The sequence below is a fragment of the Bacillus sp. FJAT-45066 genome, from assembly GCF_002335755.1.
Lineage (GTDB): Bacteria > Bacillota > Bacilli > Bacillales > Bacillaceae_I > Bacillus_CD > Bacillus_CD alkalisoli.
Genome location: NZ_NISQ01000001.1, coordinates 3,331,627 through 3,347,342 on the forward strand (window position 1 = coordinate 3,331,627; position 15,716 = coordinate 3,347,342).

Annotated in this window: 15 protein-coding genes; all 15 read left to right on the forward strand. The window is 40.7% G+C overall.

Annotation, left to right across the window (positions count from 1 at the left end; genetic code table 11):
- Positions 1–70 precede the first annotated feature (70 nt).
- Positions 71–1,165 carry an ATP-binding protein gene (locus tag CDZ92_RS16820; protein WP_176483797.1) on the forward strand — a complete coding sequence of 365 codons (1,095 nt, stop codon included), beginning with the start codon at positions 71–73 and terminating at the stop codon, positions 1,163–1,165.
- A gap of 359 nt (positions 1,166–1,524) precedes the next feature.
- A complete protein-coding gene (locus tag CDZ92_RS16825) occupies positions 1,525–1,899 on the forward strand; it encodes an NADH-quinone oxidoreductase subunit A (RefSeq protein WP_096156367.1) in 375 nt (124 codons plus the stop codon).
- A 5-nt stretch (positions 1,900–1,904) separates the two neighbouring features.
- Positions 1,905–2,411, forward strand: coding sequence for a NuoB/complex I 20 kDa subunit family protein (locus CDZ92_RS16830; RefSeq protein ID WP_176483856.1), 507 nt, complete (start codon positions 1,905–1,907; stop codon positions 2,409–2,411).
- 3 nt (positions 2,412–2,414) lie between these two features.
- A complete protein-coding gene (locus CDZ92_RS16835; protein WP_096156369.1) occupies positions 2,415–3,704 on the forward strand; it encodes an NADH-quinone oxidoreductase subunit C in 1,290 nt (429 codons plus the stop codon).
- 3 nt (positions 3,705–3,707) lie between these two features.
- Entirely contained in the window at positions 3,708–4,808 is a 1,101-nt protein-coding gene (locus CDZ92_RS16840; RefSeq protein WP_096156370.1) for an NADH-quinone oxidoreductase subunit D, read from the forward strand.
- Positions 4,808–5,818, forward strand: a complete 1,011-nt coding sequence (gene nuoH, locus CDZ92_RS16845) for an NADH-quinone oxidoreductase subunit NuoH (RefSeq protein ID WP_096156371.1) — start codon at positions 4,808–4,810, stop codon at positions 5,816–5,818. Before CDZ92_RS16840 ends, nuoH begins: the two co-directional genes overlap by 1 nt.
- A 273-nt stretch (positions 5,819–6,091) precedes the next feature.
- Entirely contained in the window at positions 6,092–6,511 is a 420-nt protein-coding gene (gene nuoI / locus CDZ92_RS16850) for an NADH-quinone oxidoreductase subunit NuoI (protein WP_096156372.1), read from the forward strand.
- Positions 6,508–7,032, forward strand: coding sequence for an NADH-quinone oxidoreductase subunit J (locus CDZ92_RS16855; RefSeq protein WP_096156373.1), 525 nt, complete (start codon positions 6,508–6,510; stop codon positions 7,030–7,032). Before nuoI ends, CDZ92_RS16855 begins: the two co-directional genes overlap by 4 nt.
- Positions 7,029–7,343 carry an NADH-quinone oxidoreductase subunit NuoK gene (nuoK, locus tag CDZ92_RS16860; RefSeq protein WP_096156374.1) on the forward strand — a complete coding sequence of 105 codons (315 nt, stop codon included), beginning with the start codon at positions 7,029–7,031 and terminating at the stop codon, positions 7,341–7,343. The genes CDZ92_RS16855 and nuoK overlap by 4 nt, the downstream gene beginning before the upstream one ends.
- Before the next feature lie 91 nt (positions 7,344–7,434).
- On the forward strand, positions 7,435–9,300 hold the full coding sequence (gene nuoL / locus CDZ92_RS16865) for an NADH-quinone oxidoreductase subunit L (RefSeq protein WP_096156375.1): 1,866 nt from the start codon (positions 7,435–7,437) through the stop codon (positions 9,298–9,300).
- On the forward strand, positions 9,297–10,829 hold the full coding sequence (locus tag CDZ92_RS16870) for a complex I subunit 4 family protein (RefSeq protein WP_096156376.1): 1,533 nt from the start codon (positions 9,297–9,299) through the stop codon (positions 10,827–10,829). Before nuoL ends, CDZ92_RS16870 begins: the two co-directional genes overlap by 4 nt.
- A gap of 7 nt (positions 10,830–10,836) precedes the next feature.
- On the forward strand, positions 10,837–12,366 hold the full coding sequence (gene nuoN, locus CDZ92_RS16875; RefSeq protein ID WP_096156377.1) for an NADH-quinone oxidoreductase subunit NuoN: 1,530 nt from the start codon (positions 10,837–10,839) through the stop codon (positions 12,364–12,366).
- A 335-nt stretch (positions 12,367–12,701) separates the two neighbouring features.
- A complete protein-coding gene (locus CDZ92_RS16880; protein ID WP_096156378.1) occupies positions 12,702–12,932 on the forward strand; it encodes a DUF1146 family protein in 231 nt (76 codons plus the stop codon).
- Between the two features lie 270 nt (positions 12,933–13,202).
- The gene (locus tag CDZ92_RS16885; protein WP_096156379.1) at positions 13,203–13,964 is read left to right on the forward strand and encodes a YwmB family TATA-box binding protein; all 762 of its coding nucleotides are present in this window, start codon (positions 13,203–13,205) and stop codon (positions 13,962–13,964) included.
- Positions 13,965–13,996: 32 nt separating this feature from the next.
- Positions 13,997–15,301, forward strand: a complete 1,305-nt coding sequence (gene murA / locus CDZ92_RS16890; RefSeq protein WP_096156380.1) for a UDP-N-acetylglucosamine 1-carboxyvinyltransferase — start codon at positions 13,997–13,999, stop codon at positions 15,299–15,301.
- Positions 15,302–15,716 lie beyond the last annotated feature (415 nt).

Sequence of the window (15,716 nt, forward strand, 5' to 3'; positions counted from 1 at the left end):
AAAGTAACAATAACTTAAATCTCTTGAACTACTAAATTGGATGGCCAAACTAAACTTAGAGGAGAAGAATATGCCGAAAATAGAGCTTCCCTATCATACCCTTCCTTTCCCTGTATTTACTATAGATAATAACTTTAATGTACTCAAATCATCTGAAGTAGTCATACGGAATTTTCCAAGAGTAGAAAACTTCTTAGAAATAGTCGATAGGAAAAATCACTTAAAACTAAAAAATGCACTCATCAAAAATAAGAATAAAATAGAGCTAAACTTACTAGGAATACACAACCAACTAATTTTGTATGATGTTTATTTACAAAAATCCAAATCAGACATGACTTTTCTATATTGCATTAAAAAACAGCCGAGATCGCAGCATATTAATTCAGTTAAGAAGAGTAAGGAAAAACGTATGGAAAAAGAAATTTTGTCCATTCAAGAATCAATGGATGAACTTATATTTACTAATTGGAAAATGGAAAACGATTCACTATTACACAACGAAAGCGCAAGATCTAACAAATTTGCCAACTCAATTGCCGATGAATTACAAGGTTCACTTCTAAGCCTTCGAGGATATATGCAACTAGTAAAACCACAATTAGAAGGGTTCGATGAAATAAACGATGTAAATGGTGCATTGCAAGAAATAAATAGAGCAAACAACTTAATAAACCAGTACATTTCTACAACAAATACAACCAAGCTGATAAAGGAACATGTGAACATACAGCATTTAATAAGTGAGTGTGTCGCTTCTTTTACCCCAGAAGCGGAAAAAATCAATTGCCAGATTCATTACATGAAAAAAGAAATTTTGCCCGCCATATATATAGATGCTAAACAAATAAAACAAGTAATCCTAAACATTTTGAGAAATGCTCTAGACTCCATTAAACAAAGTAAAACAATAGAAAACGGTCTTATAGAAATAACGACGAAAGTAGAGTCAAATTGTATCATTATTTCCATCGAAGAAAATGGCTCACAAATAAAAGAGGTTTTGGAAAAAAACACGATCAAAGCTTCCAACCCTCAAACTAAACAAAAAGTGAAAAGTTTATCTCTCTCTCTTAAAATTATGAAGCAACACGACGGAACAATTGACCAAGTAACCTCTGGCGAAAATGGATCTACTTTTTTACTAAAGCTTCCACTTAGCTAGTAAAGAGAGGTAGGAGTTAAATCAACTCCCTAACAAAATTCACTACGACCAACCAAAACAACCTTCAATAACCTAAAGGAAATATACGCCCGTCTTCGATTTTTTTAAAAAACCTGCTGGGATCAGACCCAAGGCAGGTTTTTTTTGCACTCTCACATGTGAAATAACAAACAAACCCTCCCCATCCGCTCAATCGAGTAAGTTATTCTTTTGACGATATAATTAGAATTAATTTAATTTACACAAGCATCCCTTATCATGTCGACACAGATATTGGGATTTGGTATAATTGTTATCGGTTACATATTCAAATATTGAGAGCAGTCTGAAAAATATAATGGACTTCGGAGGGGGCGGACATGAATCTACTAAACTTATATCAAAATAGCTATATGATAGTATTCGTGTTTTTAACGTTAGGAGTATTACTTCCAGTCGTAGCGCTTGCAATAGGAAGAGTGTTACGTCCGCATGCACCGAGCACAGCAAAACAAACGACTTATGAGAGTGGTATCGATCCATTCCACGACTCACGCGTACAATTCAACGTACGTTACTACATTTTCGCATTACTATTTGTCATATTCGATGTAGAAACAGTATTTCTATATCCATGGGCAGTAGCATACGACCAACTAGGCATCTTCGCACTAATTGAAATGCTTATCTTCGTTGTCATGTTACTAATCGGACTTATTTATGCTTGGAAGAAGAAGGTGTTAAAATGGACCTAAAAGAGATGAACCTCGAAAATATCTCGCCAGAAGAAATGGAAGAACTGCGTCAAACAGTATTCCTAACAACATTAGAAGAAGTAAAAGCTTGGGCACGAAGCAACTCTTTATGGCCGATGACATTCGGTTTAGCTTGTTGTGCCATCGAAATGATGGGAGTAGGTTCTTCCCATTACGACTTGGATCGTTTCGGATCGTTTTTCCGTACTTCTCCAAGACAATCTGACTGTATGATTGTTTCAGGTACCGTTACGAAAAAAATGGCACCTGTCCTAAAACGTCTTTACGACCAAATGCCTGAGCCGAAATGGGTAATTGCAATGGGGTCCTGTGCAACAGCTGGCGGTCCGTACATTAAATCCTACGCAGTAGTGAAGGGTGTCGACCAAATAGTACCAGTTGATGTTTACATTCCAGGATGTCCACCAAACCCAGCGGCTCTTATTTATGGAATTAATAAATTACGCGAGAAAATTCGCTACGAAGCAAAGACTGGGAAGAAGGTGATCTAGTCCATGAGCGAAGAAAAAAGCTTAGAACAACAGAAAAAAGAAGCAGCAGAAAAAGCAAAAGCCGCAGCACTAGCTCGTAAACAAGCACGAGAAAACGCAGCAGCCCAAACTGAACAAACAACTGAGCAAGACGCACCGGCTGTTGAGACGGAAGCTAGCCAACCGGCCGAAAACGCGGACTTAGCAAAAAAGAAAGCTGCAGCAGCCGCAAAAGCAAAAGCCGCAGCATTAGCAAAGAAAAAACGCGAAGAAGGCGATAACGCTTCAACAGAAGAAGCTGCTCCAGAAGCAGCGGACGACGAAAAAGCGAAAAAACTAGCCGCAGCAAAAGCAAAAGCCGCTGCAGCAGCGAAAGCGAAAGCTGCAGCACTAGCGAAGAAAAACGGTGAAGAAGTTCCAGCAACAGCTGAAGTCGATTCAAGCGACGCAGGCGACGACGAAAAAGCGAAGAAGATTGCAGCCGCAAAAGCAAAAGCAGCTGCAGCAGCGAAAGCAAAAGCCGCGGCACTAGCAAAGAAAAACGGCGACGCAGATACAGCTGTTTCATCCGATTCAGCAGAAGACGAAAAAGCGAAAAAAATCGCAGCAGCGAAAGCAAAAGCAGCAGCAGCTGCAAAAGCGAAAGCTGCAGCAAAAGCAAAACAAGAAGACGGAGCAGACGCACCTGCAGGCGACTTAGCAGATGAAAAAGCAAAAGCAATTGCCGCTGCAAAAGCAAAGGCGAAAGCAGCCGCGGCCGCAAAAGCAAAAGCAGCTGCAGCAGCAAAAGGTGGAGCAACTTCGAGTGATGATGCACAAGCAGAAACAACACCATCGCCAAACCAAAAATATTTAGACAAGTATGTCAAAGTAATAACAGATCACCTTGGAGTAGATGTATTAGAAGATTCCTATATCAACAACCTTTCTAAAGACGTTCCAACATTAGTCGTGAAGTTAGATGCTTACTATAAAGTAGCGGAATACATACGTTACAACGAGCAACTAAGCTTTGATTACTTATCAGAACATCACGGATCAGACTTTGAAACACATATGGAAGTATACATGCACTTATATTCTTATAAAAACAATCAATCCGTAGCATTAAAAGTAAAGTTAGACCGCGACGAGCCGACCGTTCCTTCTGTTGTTCCTCTATGGGCAGGAGCAAACTGGCCAGAGCGTGAAAGTTTCGACTTACTTGGCATTAAGTTCACAGGTCATCCGAACTTAACGCGAATCATGATGCCGGACGATTGGGTAGGACATCCGTTGCGCAAAGATTATGAGCCGTTCGATGTGGAGGTGTAGCAAATGATTCGCACGGAAGAAATGCTATTAAACGTTGGACCACAGCATCCAAGTACGCACGGAGTTTTCCGACTAGTCGTTAAAATTGACGGGGAAACCATTACAGAAGCTACACCTGTAGTAGGGTACCTTCATCGTGGTACAGAAAAGCTAGCAGAAAACTTACAATACACTCAAATCATTCCTTACACAGATCGTATGGATTACTTATCTGCGATGACAAACAACTACGTACTTGTGCACGCAGTAGAAACAATGATGGGACTTGAAATTCCGGAAAAAGCGGAATACTTACGTGTTCTAGCGATGGAGCTTGGAAGAGTTGCTTCTCACCTTGTATGGTATGGCACCTACTTACTTGACATCGGAGCAGTAAGTCCATTCCTTTACGCTTTCCGTGAACGAGAAATGATTATCAACTTACTAAACGAACTTTCTGGAGCACGTCTAACGTTCAACTACATGCGTGTAGGTGGAGTGAAATGGGATGCACCAGAAGGTTGGATTGAAAAAGTAGAAGAATTCATTCCATACATGCGCGATCAGCTAAAAGGCTACCATGACTTAGTAACAGGAAACGAAATCTTCATGAACCGTGTAAAAGGCGTTGGCCGCTACACGAAAGAAGATGCGATTAACTACTCACTAAGTGGTGCAAACCTTCGTTGTACAGGCGTGAAGTGGGATCTTCGTAAAGATGAGCCATATTCGATTTACGATCGTTTCGACTTTGACGTTCCAACACAAGATGGTGGAGATGCATGGGCTCGTTACCACGTGCGCATGGCTGAAATCGAAGAATCATTAAAAATTATCGAGCAAGCGGTCGCTCAGTTCCCACATGATGGGGAAATTATGGCGAAAGTACCTCGTATCATTAAAGCTCCTAAAGGAGAGGCATACGTTCGTATCGAATCTCCGCGTGGAGAAATTGGATGTTATATTTCGTCTGATGGAAAAAAAGAGCCATACCGCCTGAAGTTCCGTCGACCATCATTCTATAACCTTCAAATTCTTCCGAAACTATTAGAGGGCGAGAACATGGCAAACTTAATAACTATTTTAGGTGCCATCGACATCGTTCTAGGGGAGGTTGACGGCTAATGATGGAACAACTTTTACACTCCTCACCGGGCTTGATGAACTTTCTCATCTTTTTCGGGTTAGCAACAGCCTTACTACTTGCCGTTCTAGGTTTCGTTACATACGGAATTCTTGCAGAACGTAAAGTAATGGGATTCATGCAAAACCGTATGGGTCCTAACCAAGTTGGAGGACGCTTTGGTTTATTACAAACAGTTGCCGACGTTTTAAAACTTCTTTTAAAAGAAGATACGATTCCAAAACTTGCGGATCGTCCTTTATACATTTTAGCACCTGTTATCGCCTTTACACCGGCATTTATGGTATTAGCAGTTATTCCATTTACAGATAAATTCCAATTTGCTGATATTGGCGTAGGATTACTTTACTATATCGCGATTTCTGGATTAACGACGGTTGGGGTTGTAACAGCTGGTTGGGCATCAAACAACAAGTACTCTTTACTTGGTGGGATGCGTGCGGCAGCTCAAATGATCTCGTATGAAGTACCGTTAGTTATGTCTGTTATCGGAGTTGTCCTTTTAACAGGTAGTTTGAACTTAAACGCTATCGTGGCACAGCAAGGTGAACTTGTATGGTACATCTTCTTACAGCCAATTGGCTTTGTAATTTTCTTAATCGCATCTGTTGCAGAGTTGAACCGTACGCCGTTTGACTTACCTGAAGCAGAATCGGAGCTAGTTGCAGGTTATCATGTTGAGTATTCTGGATTCCGTTGGGCATTTTTCATGCTGGCAGAGTACGTGTACTTATTCGCAATGGCATCCCTGACAACCGTTCTATTCTTAGGTGGTTGGTTACCTCCATTTGAATTCTTAGGATTCATTCCAGGAGCGGTTTGGTTCGCGTTAAAATTCAGTTTCATCGTGTTCCTATTAATCTGGTTCCGTGTAACGTTCCCACGTCTACGCGCAGACCAACTAATGGAGTTCGGCTGGAAAGTGTTACTACCAGTAGCACTAGCGAACATCTTTATCACAGCAATTATAAAAGAAATTTTCTTTAAATGATTAGTGGCTAGTGGATAGGAAACTGATTTCATAACCGTTTCTAAGTTGATTGGAGCGGTAGGCATGAGACTCCTGCGGGAGAAGCGTGTCGATTGAGACCCCGCAGGCGCAATGCGCTGAGGAGTAGGTTTTTTCACGATAGTGAAAATAACCTTCCTTTTACCGCCCGCGGAAAGCGAATGCCTGCAGCGCAAATCAACGTATTCAGAGCTTAAATAAATTTTTGAAAGTAATAAGCTAATAGCTTACAGCTAACAAAGGGGTGAAAGCAAAATGCGCGGTCTTGCAAAAGGTTTGAAGTATACCCTAAAAAACTTAACGATGAAAAAAGTAACGTACGATTACCCAAATGAGCCGCTACCTTTACCGGACAGGTTCCGTGGGATCCAAAAGTTTTACCCAGAGAAATGTATCGTTTGTAACCAATGTGCGAACATTTGTCCAACCGACTGCATTCAGTTAACAGGGAAAAAACATCCTGACCCGACGAAAAAAGGGAAAATTATCGATACGTACGATATAAACTTTGAGATTTGTATTTTATGTGACCTTTGTACAGAGGTTTGTCCAACAGAAGCAATCATTATGACAAACAACTTTGAACTAGCGGAGTATAGTAGAGACCACCTGTTTAAAGACTTACAATGGTTAGATGAAAATGATACGAACATTAGGAAGGAGAATAAAGCATGAGTGTAAGCGGTGAATTTATCGCATTTTTCGGATTAGCTATTGCTGCGATTGCCGGCGGCGTGCTCATGCTTAACCTTTCGAAAGTCGTGCACATGGTCGTAGCCCTTGTGTTCACTTTCGTCAGTATCGCAGGTATTTACGTACTGCTTTCAGCGGAGTTCGTAGCAGCTGTTCAAATTTTAATTTATTCTGGTGCGATTACAATTGTTATGTTGTTTGGAATCATGTTAACTCGTCACAATGACACGAGCGAGACGACTGGTTGGTTCCGCAAACTAGCGGTACTACTAGGTGTTATCGGTTTTGCAGGCGTTGTGTACCTAGGTGTATACAACCTAGACTTAGGCGAGCAAGCAACAGAATTACATGTGAACAACACAGAGCAAATTGGTATATCCATCTATGCACATTACGTTATCCCATTCGAATTAACGTCCGTTTTACTATTAGTTGCCCTTGTTGGAGCAATTATTTTAGCAAAACGTGACGATGAAGAAGAAGAGGAGGCGAAGGAGAAATGAGTTCAGTACCATTATCCGCCTACCTTGTATTAGCGCTTATCTTGTTCTGTATCGGTCTTTACGGTGCACTAACAAAACGAAATGTTATTATCGTGCTCATCTCGATTGAGCTTATGTTAAATGCAGTAAACATCAATTTAGTGGCGTTTAGTAAATTCGGGATAAATCCGGACATTACCGGGCAAGTTTTCGCCCTATTTGTCATCACCGTAGCAGCAGCGGAAGTAGCAGTAGGTATCGCGATCCTCATCGCCCTATACCGCAACCGCCGCACAGTCAACGTCGATGAAATGAACACATTAAAAAACTAAAACTTCGCATGATGGCTCAATTTTTTTCTAAAAATGCGAAAACAGTAAATCGTGAGGAATGTCCTCATGGAAGAGAAGGGGATTTGATACGATGATGGAGAATGCTTGGATTATCCCGCTTTTTCCGCTGGTCTCCTTTATCCTATTACTTCTTGTCGGAAAAAGATTAAAAGAATCAAGTGCCTATATCGGAATCGCACTAACAGGCCTTGCACTTATTTTTTCCGTCATGGCGCTATGGGATCGGCTATCAGCACCAACATTTAAATCTACGTTTACTTGGCTTACCATTGGAGAAGTACAGCTAACAGCGGGGTATGAAGTTAACCAATTAAACGCGTTAATGCTTGTTGTAGTGTCACTTGTCAGCTTACTTGTACATATTTATTCGAAAGGCTACATGCACGGCGACCACCGAATCAACGTGTTTTATGCTTATCTAGGATTATTTACATTTGCAATGTTGGCACTTGTTCTATCACCAAACTTACTTCAACTCTATTTTTTCTGGGAGTTAGTAGGAGTAGGGTCATTCTTATTAATCGGGTTCTATTTTTTCAAAGAAGATGCAAAAGCAGCAGCGAAAAAAGCGTTCATTATGACGCGTATCGGGGACGTTGGTCTATTTATCGGGATTATTCTTTTATTCTGGCAAGTAGGAAGCTTCGAATACTCTGATATTTTCGCAGCAGTAACAGCGGGCGCAATTTCTTATGAAATGATTACGCTTATTGCGATTTTAATTTTCATCGGGGCGATCGGAAAATCTGGTCAGTTCCCATTACACTCATGGTTACCAGATGCGATGGAAGGTCCAACACCAGTGTCGGCACTTATCCACGCCGCAACGATGGTAGCAGCAGGGGTATACTTAGTAGCAACTCTATTCCCGTTATTTGAAGCAAGCGAATTCGCGATGCTTACGGTAGCAATCGTCGGTGCGTTCACGGCAATTTTTGCTGCATCGATCGGTTTAGTGCAAAAAGACATTAAACGTGTGTTAGCATACTCCACTGTTTCTCAGTTAGGATTCATGATGCTTGCATTAGGTTCTGCTGGCTATGTGGCAGGAGTATTCCACTTAACAACACACGCATTCTTTAAAGCGTTACTATTCTTAGCAGCAGGTAGCGTGATTCATGCCGCTCATACACAAAACATCGAAGAGATGGGTGGACTTTGGAAAAAGCTACGTGTAACAGGGCTATTGTTTTTAATCGGAACACTAGCAATTAGTGGTGTACCGTTCTTCTCCGGATTCTTTAGTAAAGAAGAAATTTTACTAGCAGCATGGGCCAATAACCCATTCTTGTTCGTGCTAGCATTAATCGCAGCATTTTTTACAGCGTTCTACATGTTCCGCTTATTCTTCATGGTATTTGGTGGAGAAGCACGAGGCGATCAAAAAGGTGTACACGAGTCACCAAAAGTGATGCTTGTACCAATGATGGTACTTGGTGTTTTAGCAGTTGTAGCTGGGTACATGAACACACCTTGGTTCGGTTTTTTCCTAGGTGATTGGTTAACAGAAGGCACAACCATGTACGGTCCATCGCACATTAGCGGTCCACTCTGGATTATGATTGTTGCGACACTTGTATCCTTTGCGGGTATCGCACTTGCTTACTTTATGTACAGCAAACGTTCGATTCCACGTGACTACTTTAGCTCTGGTGCACCAATGCTTTATAGCATTTTATATAACAAATACTTTGTTGATCAATTTTACAAAGGAACATTCGGTTATGGCACAAGAATGATCAGTTTGTTCTTAAAATACATCGACGAATTTTTAGTAAAAGGTTCGATGAAAGGTATCGCAGCAGCAACGATGACGCTTGGAAAATTAGGGGCAAAAGCTCAAAATGGCCAAGTGCAAACATATAGTGCAGTGGCGTTTGTTGGCCTTGCGATTTTACTTGTTATCTTTGTTATTACAGGGGGGTATGTAGGATGAGCGGTTATTTTTTATCAGTCTTAATCTTCTCCCCTCTACTTGGAATGTTAGCACTACTTTTTATTCCTAAAACGGAAGAGAAAACGATTAAACTAGTAGGAGTTCTAGCAACAATTCCACCACTTGTATTGGCATTTATCGCTTACTTTCAGTACAAAGGTGGCGCAAGCTTAGAGAAATTTGCAGAAAAAAGAGATTGGATTCAGTTCGGTAATCCAGACATTATCGAAGCAGCATACGGCATGCTTGTTTACGGGCAAATCTCCTATGAACTTGGTTTAAGTGGCTTTTCATTAGTCATGATTTTACTAACGGCAGTATTATCGACATTATCGGCGATTGCTGCGATTCATGTGAAAAAAGAATGGAAAGGTTACTTCCTACTATTCTTATTACTTGAAATCGGAATGCTAGGAGTTTTCGCATCAGAAAACTTACTATTATTCTTCGTATTCTTTGAAATTACGTTAATTCCTATGTTCTTCCTAATTGGAAAATGGGGTTATTTTGAAAAAGAAAAAGCAGCTTATCGTTTCTTAATTTACAACGGACTAGGTTCTGCCATTCTACTTATTGTGTTCATCATTCTTTTCGCAAAAACAGGAACGATGAACATTGCTGAGATTACAAACATTATGACAACTGCTGATGCAGCAACAGTTGGAGCTGTGTCGAACGACCTAAAGCTAGGTTTATTAATTGCCTTATTAGTAGCGTTCGGTATTAAACTTCCAATCGTACCGCTTCATAGCTGGATGTTAAAAGTTCACGTGCAAGCACCGCCATCGATCGTTATGCTGCACGCAGGGGTATTGTTGAAAATCGGAGCTTACGGTTTAATCCGCTTTGGTGTGAACATTTTCCCTGAGCAATTCCAACAACTAGCAGTAATACTGGCTATTTTAGGAGTGGTGAACTTATTGTATGGTGCTTTCTTAGCACTAATTCAAACAGATTTCAAAATGGTACTGGCATACTCTAGTATCTCGCATATGGGAATTGTCTTAATTGGACTTGCGGCAATGAACGAAGCAGGAGTTCAAGGGGCGATTTTCCAAGTAGTATCACACGGTTTCATCGCAGCTCTTTTATTCTTCCTAATCGGAATTATGTACGAGCGCGTTGGCACAACAGAAATAAGCAAACTTGGTGGACTAGCAAAAGCAATGCCAATTACCGCAGGATTTTTCCTAGTAGGGGCAATGGCTTCACTTGGACTACCTGGTATGAGTGGATTCGTCAGCGAGTTCATGGCGTTTTTAGGATTATTTAGAGAAATGCCAGTTATCGCAGCAGTAGGTACGCTAGGTATTATTTTAACAGCGGCATACTTACTTCGCGCAGTACTTGGCATGACATTCGGTACACCAGCGGAGTATAGCGACAAAGTAGTCGACATTCGCGGTGTAGAGTGGGTACCAGTAGTCGTAATGGTATTTTTCATCGTACTAATCGGTGTGTTCCCAGACGTACTTGGAGCACCGTTACAAGCAACGATAGAAGCAATTATTTTAGGAATAGGGGGGTGAATAGGAGATGGATTTAGAAACGCTTCTCAGTTTTGAATGGGGTGTAATGGCACCAGAATTCATCATCCTTGGTGTAATAACCCTTCTAACACTCTTGGATTTATTTATGAAAAAGAGCTTCGACCGACGAATTCTCGGTTGGATCGGGTTTGCAGCAATTTTAATCGCACTTGGCTTTTTAGTGAACATGTACGACCGCGAAGGCGTGACAACGATATTGTATGAAACATATCGTTTAGACAGCTTTGCAATGGCGTTCAAAACACTTCTTTTAGTTGGTGCGGCACTAATCATGCTACTTGCAGTGAGCTACGAGCCGACAGAAGGGATAACGTATAAGGGTGAGTTTTACTACTTATTCTTAACGGCCCTTCTTGGTGCAATGATCATGTCATCTAGTGGTGACTTAATTACATTGTTCATAGGCTTAGAGGTACTTTCTCTATCGTCCTATGTGTTAGCTGGTATGAGAAAGAAAAACCAACTGTCAAACGAAGGCGCAATGAAGTACGTCATCAGCGGTGGTATCGCAACAGCTATTACACTATTCGGTATGAGTTACGTGTACGGCTTAACAGGTACAACGAACTTGTTAGAAATGGCATATATGCTTCGCTCGCTATACGCAACAGATTTACAACTATTATTAGTGATTGGTTTCATCATGATGTTCGTTGGACTTTCGTTCAAATTGGCGACAGTACCATTTCACATGTGGGCACCAGATGTTTACCAAGGAGCACCAACTCCTGTTGCAGTATTTTTAGGAGTTATTTCAAAAACAGCTGGATTTATCATCGTGTTACGCTTATTTATGACACTATTCCTTCAAACACCAGCTCAAGGTGGCGCGGAGCTATCAATGCTGTTCTCGCTGAAGGAATTAATTGCATTAATTGCTGGTGCATCGATGATTTTAGGAAACGTTGTAGCATTACGCCAACGTAACATTAAGCGTATGTTCGCGTACTCATCCATTGCGCACGCTGGTTACATTTTAGTTGCATTCGCAACGTTAAACCTTGTGTTCATGTTCGATGCTATCTGGTTCTACTTATTAGCGTATATGCTAATGAACATCGGAGCATTTGCCATTATTCAATTAGTCGCAACAAAATACGATAACGAAGACATTAGTGTTTTCGCAGGCCTTTACCAACGTTCGCCAATACTAGCAGTGTTAATGACTATATTCTTGCTTTCTTTAGCGGGAATTCCAGGAACAGCCGGCTTTATCGCGAAAGTAAACATTTTCGTCGGAGCAATTGCCGAGCCAGTCAACGCGTACGTATTAGCTTCCATCTTAATCGCAACAACGGTTGTGTCTTATTTCTACTACTTTGGAATCATGACACAAATGTTCTTCCGCCCGTCAAGTGATGACGAGAAGGTCAAAGTACCAGTTGCGATGTGGATCGTGCTAGCGGTAACAGCAATAGGTACAATCGTACTAGGTATCGTACCAGGCATAGCATTAAACTTCTTCACGGATACATTTAATATCATCCACGACCTCTTTACGTTTGGTGGTCAGTGATTTTATAGGGAGTAGCGGGATACGGCCCGCTACAAACCCTTTGTTTGTAAGAAAAAGGGGCATATGTTTTAATAGTAAGAAGGAGTTGGGGGACTCCTTCTTTTTTATATTTTGGGAAAGTGACCGAAGCAAGGTGCGGTTTGACCGAAAGCAATGCCGAAGTGACCGAAGCCGTCGCCAATTTGACCGAAAGCAAGGCCAAAGTGACCGAAGCCGAAGCCGAAGCCGAAGCCAATTTGACCGAAGCATACTGAATCCCAATCAAAAATTACCAAATAAACTATATAATACCTACCTATCTCAACAACAAACAAAAGCAGAAAGGAGCATCCAAAATGGTCGATTTTGGTGCACAAGCATTAATTAGCATTTTTTCGCATTTACTTTTCATTAGCATTACGTGGTGGGCACTCCAATGCCTCAACTACGAAAAATGGATGAAACCGAACAAAGTAGTCCAAATCAGACTTCTGCTGATCCTCGTCACAATTGCAATTGGCGCAACAGTAAGTAATTTCTTCCTAGACTATTTATTTTATGCACAGCGACTACATTTCCTTTGGTGACAAAAAACGCGGCGGTATGGCTATAGGTTTATTTTTTTCGAAAAAAGTAGCCCAGGCGAAAAAAGTAATCTTCCTGTTACATATACCGCCCTATTTCCACAACTACTCCCATCTCTCCGCACCAAGCGACACACTACGTAGAAATCTACATACTCCAAGGGTAAATCCAAAATATTTCTCCTTTTTTGACGAACTTTCCCATGTATGTTCCAACGCCAAAAGGTAAGAATGGATAGTAAGGCGAGAGGACGTTTAGGGGGAAAGTGAGAGATGAAAAACTGGATCGGTTTTATTTTTATTGTATTGTTATGTTTTACCGCTGTGATTGTTGGGAATGAAAGAAGTGGAGCTCAAGCAATTAATTCCATAACCAGTACTGAGTTAGAAGAAATTATTCGTGTGTATGAGCAAAATGAAATTTTCGTGAATGAATGGAAACTTTACGCTCGTGAAAACGTCTATACAATTAGGAATAAAGTATCTTTCCAAGACGAAGCAAATAGGTTAAAACAGAAGATGGGTCATTTTTTATGGGAAGAGGATCGAACAGAAGATTCTTGGAAGATGGTTGGCACTTATTTTAATGAAATTTTAAAGGAAAATGAAAAAATTACCCTAATGATGACGGACATAAAGACGAATCCAACTACGAATGTATGGTATGAAGTCCATGCTATCGGTTGGGAAGAGGAAAAGTCCTTGAGTCAAGTGGAAAAATTTTACGAGACTGCTTCCATTATTTTTCACGAAGAACCTGAAATATTTTCTTGTGTAATCGGCGAAATCAGTGATATTATTGAAGTTAGTTTGAAAAACAGAGCGGACGAATTATTACGCAGTTTTTCGGCGAGTGAGATGGAATCGTTGACGGAAGATACATTCATCTCCATATCTGCATATAATGACCAGTGGGAACGTTTTTTACCCACACCTAATGGAAAAATGAACTTGCAACTTGGCCTAAGGAAAAACGGATTGGGCGATAAGATTACCGTCGTAATCGGCACGCCAATCATAACTATTGAATATTAATATATAGAACATAGGACGCGGAGGGGAAGACCTTGGAAAAAATCATCGTCCGCGGTGGAAACAGATTAACTGGTACTGTAAAAGTAGAAGGCGCAAAAAACGCAGTACTTCCTGTTATTGCCGCAACACTATTAGCTAGTAAAGGTAAATGTGAAATTTTAGATGTACCTGAGCTCTCTGATGTTTATACGATAAATGAAGTTTTACGCTATTTAAATGCTGAAGTTAGCTTTGATAATAATCGTATAACTGTCGATGCAACAAAAGAATTAAATACGGAAGCTCCTTTCGAATATGTACGAAAAATGCGTGCATCAGTGCTTGTAATGGGATCGTTACTTGCTAGAAACGGACGTGCAAAAATTGCTTTACCTGGTGGATGTGCAATCGGTTCAAGACCAATTGATCAACATTTAAAAGGTTTCGAAGCAATGGGTGCGAAGGTAAAAGTAGGAAACGGCTATATCGATGCAGTTGTTGACGGAAGACTTAAGGGAGCGAAAGTATATCTTGATTTCCCAAGTGTTGGAGCAACAGAGAATATCATGATGGCAGCAACGTTAGCAGACGGAACAACGATCTTAGAGAACGTAGCAAAAGAACCAGAAATCGTGGACTTAGCTAACTTCCTTAACTCAATGGGTGCAAAAATCCGTGGAGCAGGAACAGGTACAATCCGCATTGAAGGTGTAGAAGAATTAAACGGTACACGTCACCACATCATTCCAGACCGTATTGAAGCAGGAACATTCATGGTAGCTGCCGCAATTACTGGCGGTAATGTATTAGTTCAAGGTGCTGTATATGAACATTTAAGCTCTCTTATTGCAAAAATGCAAGAAATGGGCGTTCAAATTACGGAAGAGCCAACTGGTTTACGTGTTATCGGACCAGAGAAGTTAAAATCTATTGACATTAAAACAATGCCACATCCAGGATTCCCGACAGATATGCAATCCCAAATGATGTCCTTATTACTGGCAGCTGAAGGCACAAGTATGATCACGGAAACGGTATTTGAAAACCGCTTCATGCACGTGGAAGAATTCCGTCGCATGAATGGCGACATCAAAATCGAAGGCCGTTCTGTTATTATTTCTGGACCATCGAAGCTACAAGGTGCAGAAGTGGCAGCAACTGATTTACGTGCAGCAGCAGCATTAGTTTTAGCTGGTTTAATTGCTGATGGTTATACTCGTGTAACAGAACTGAAACACTTAGACCGCGGCTACGTAAACTTCCATGAGAAGTTAGCTGCTTTAGGTGCAGACGTAGAACGTATTAATGATAAAGTTGATACAGCAGTTGAAATGTTAGAGCAAGCAAAAGAAGCGTAATGCTTATGTTTGATAAATAGTAGGGTTCAGGTCCATTTAGTTGGATCTGGGCCCTTTTTATTTATAAATATTCATCTTGTTTATGCCACATACCTAACTAGTGTGCCCAGAATGGTTACAATTATGTAACAAAATATGTCCAAGGAAATATTTGTTGGGGGAGTGGGGAGGATAGTGTGTGGTTAGGTATATAAGAGGTGAGTAGAAGGTATTGTTTGGAAGGATTGAAACAGAAGGATGTGAGAATATCTAATGTTGGAGAAGGATTGAAACACAAGCAAGTAAGATTGAAACACAAGTAGTTAGGATTGAAACAGAAAAGGTTGAATTTGAAACACAAAACGAGATGACTAAAACAGAAAAGATTGAATTTGAAACACACAAATAAAAATGCTAGTATCTACCCAATCCCCTT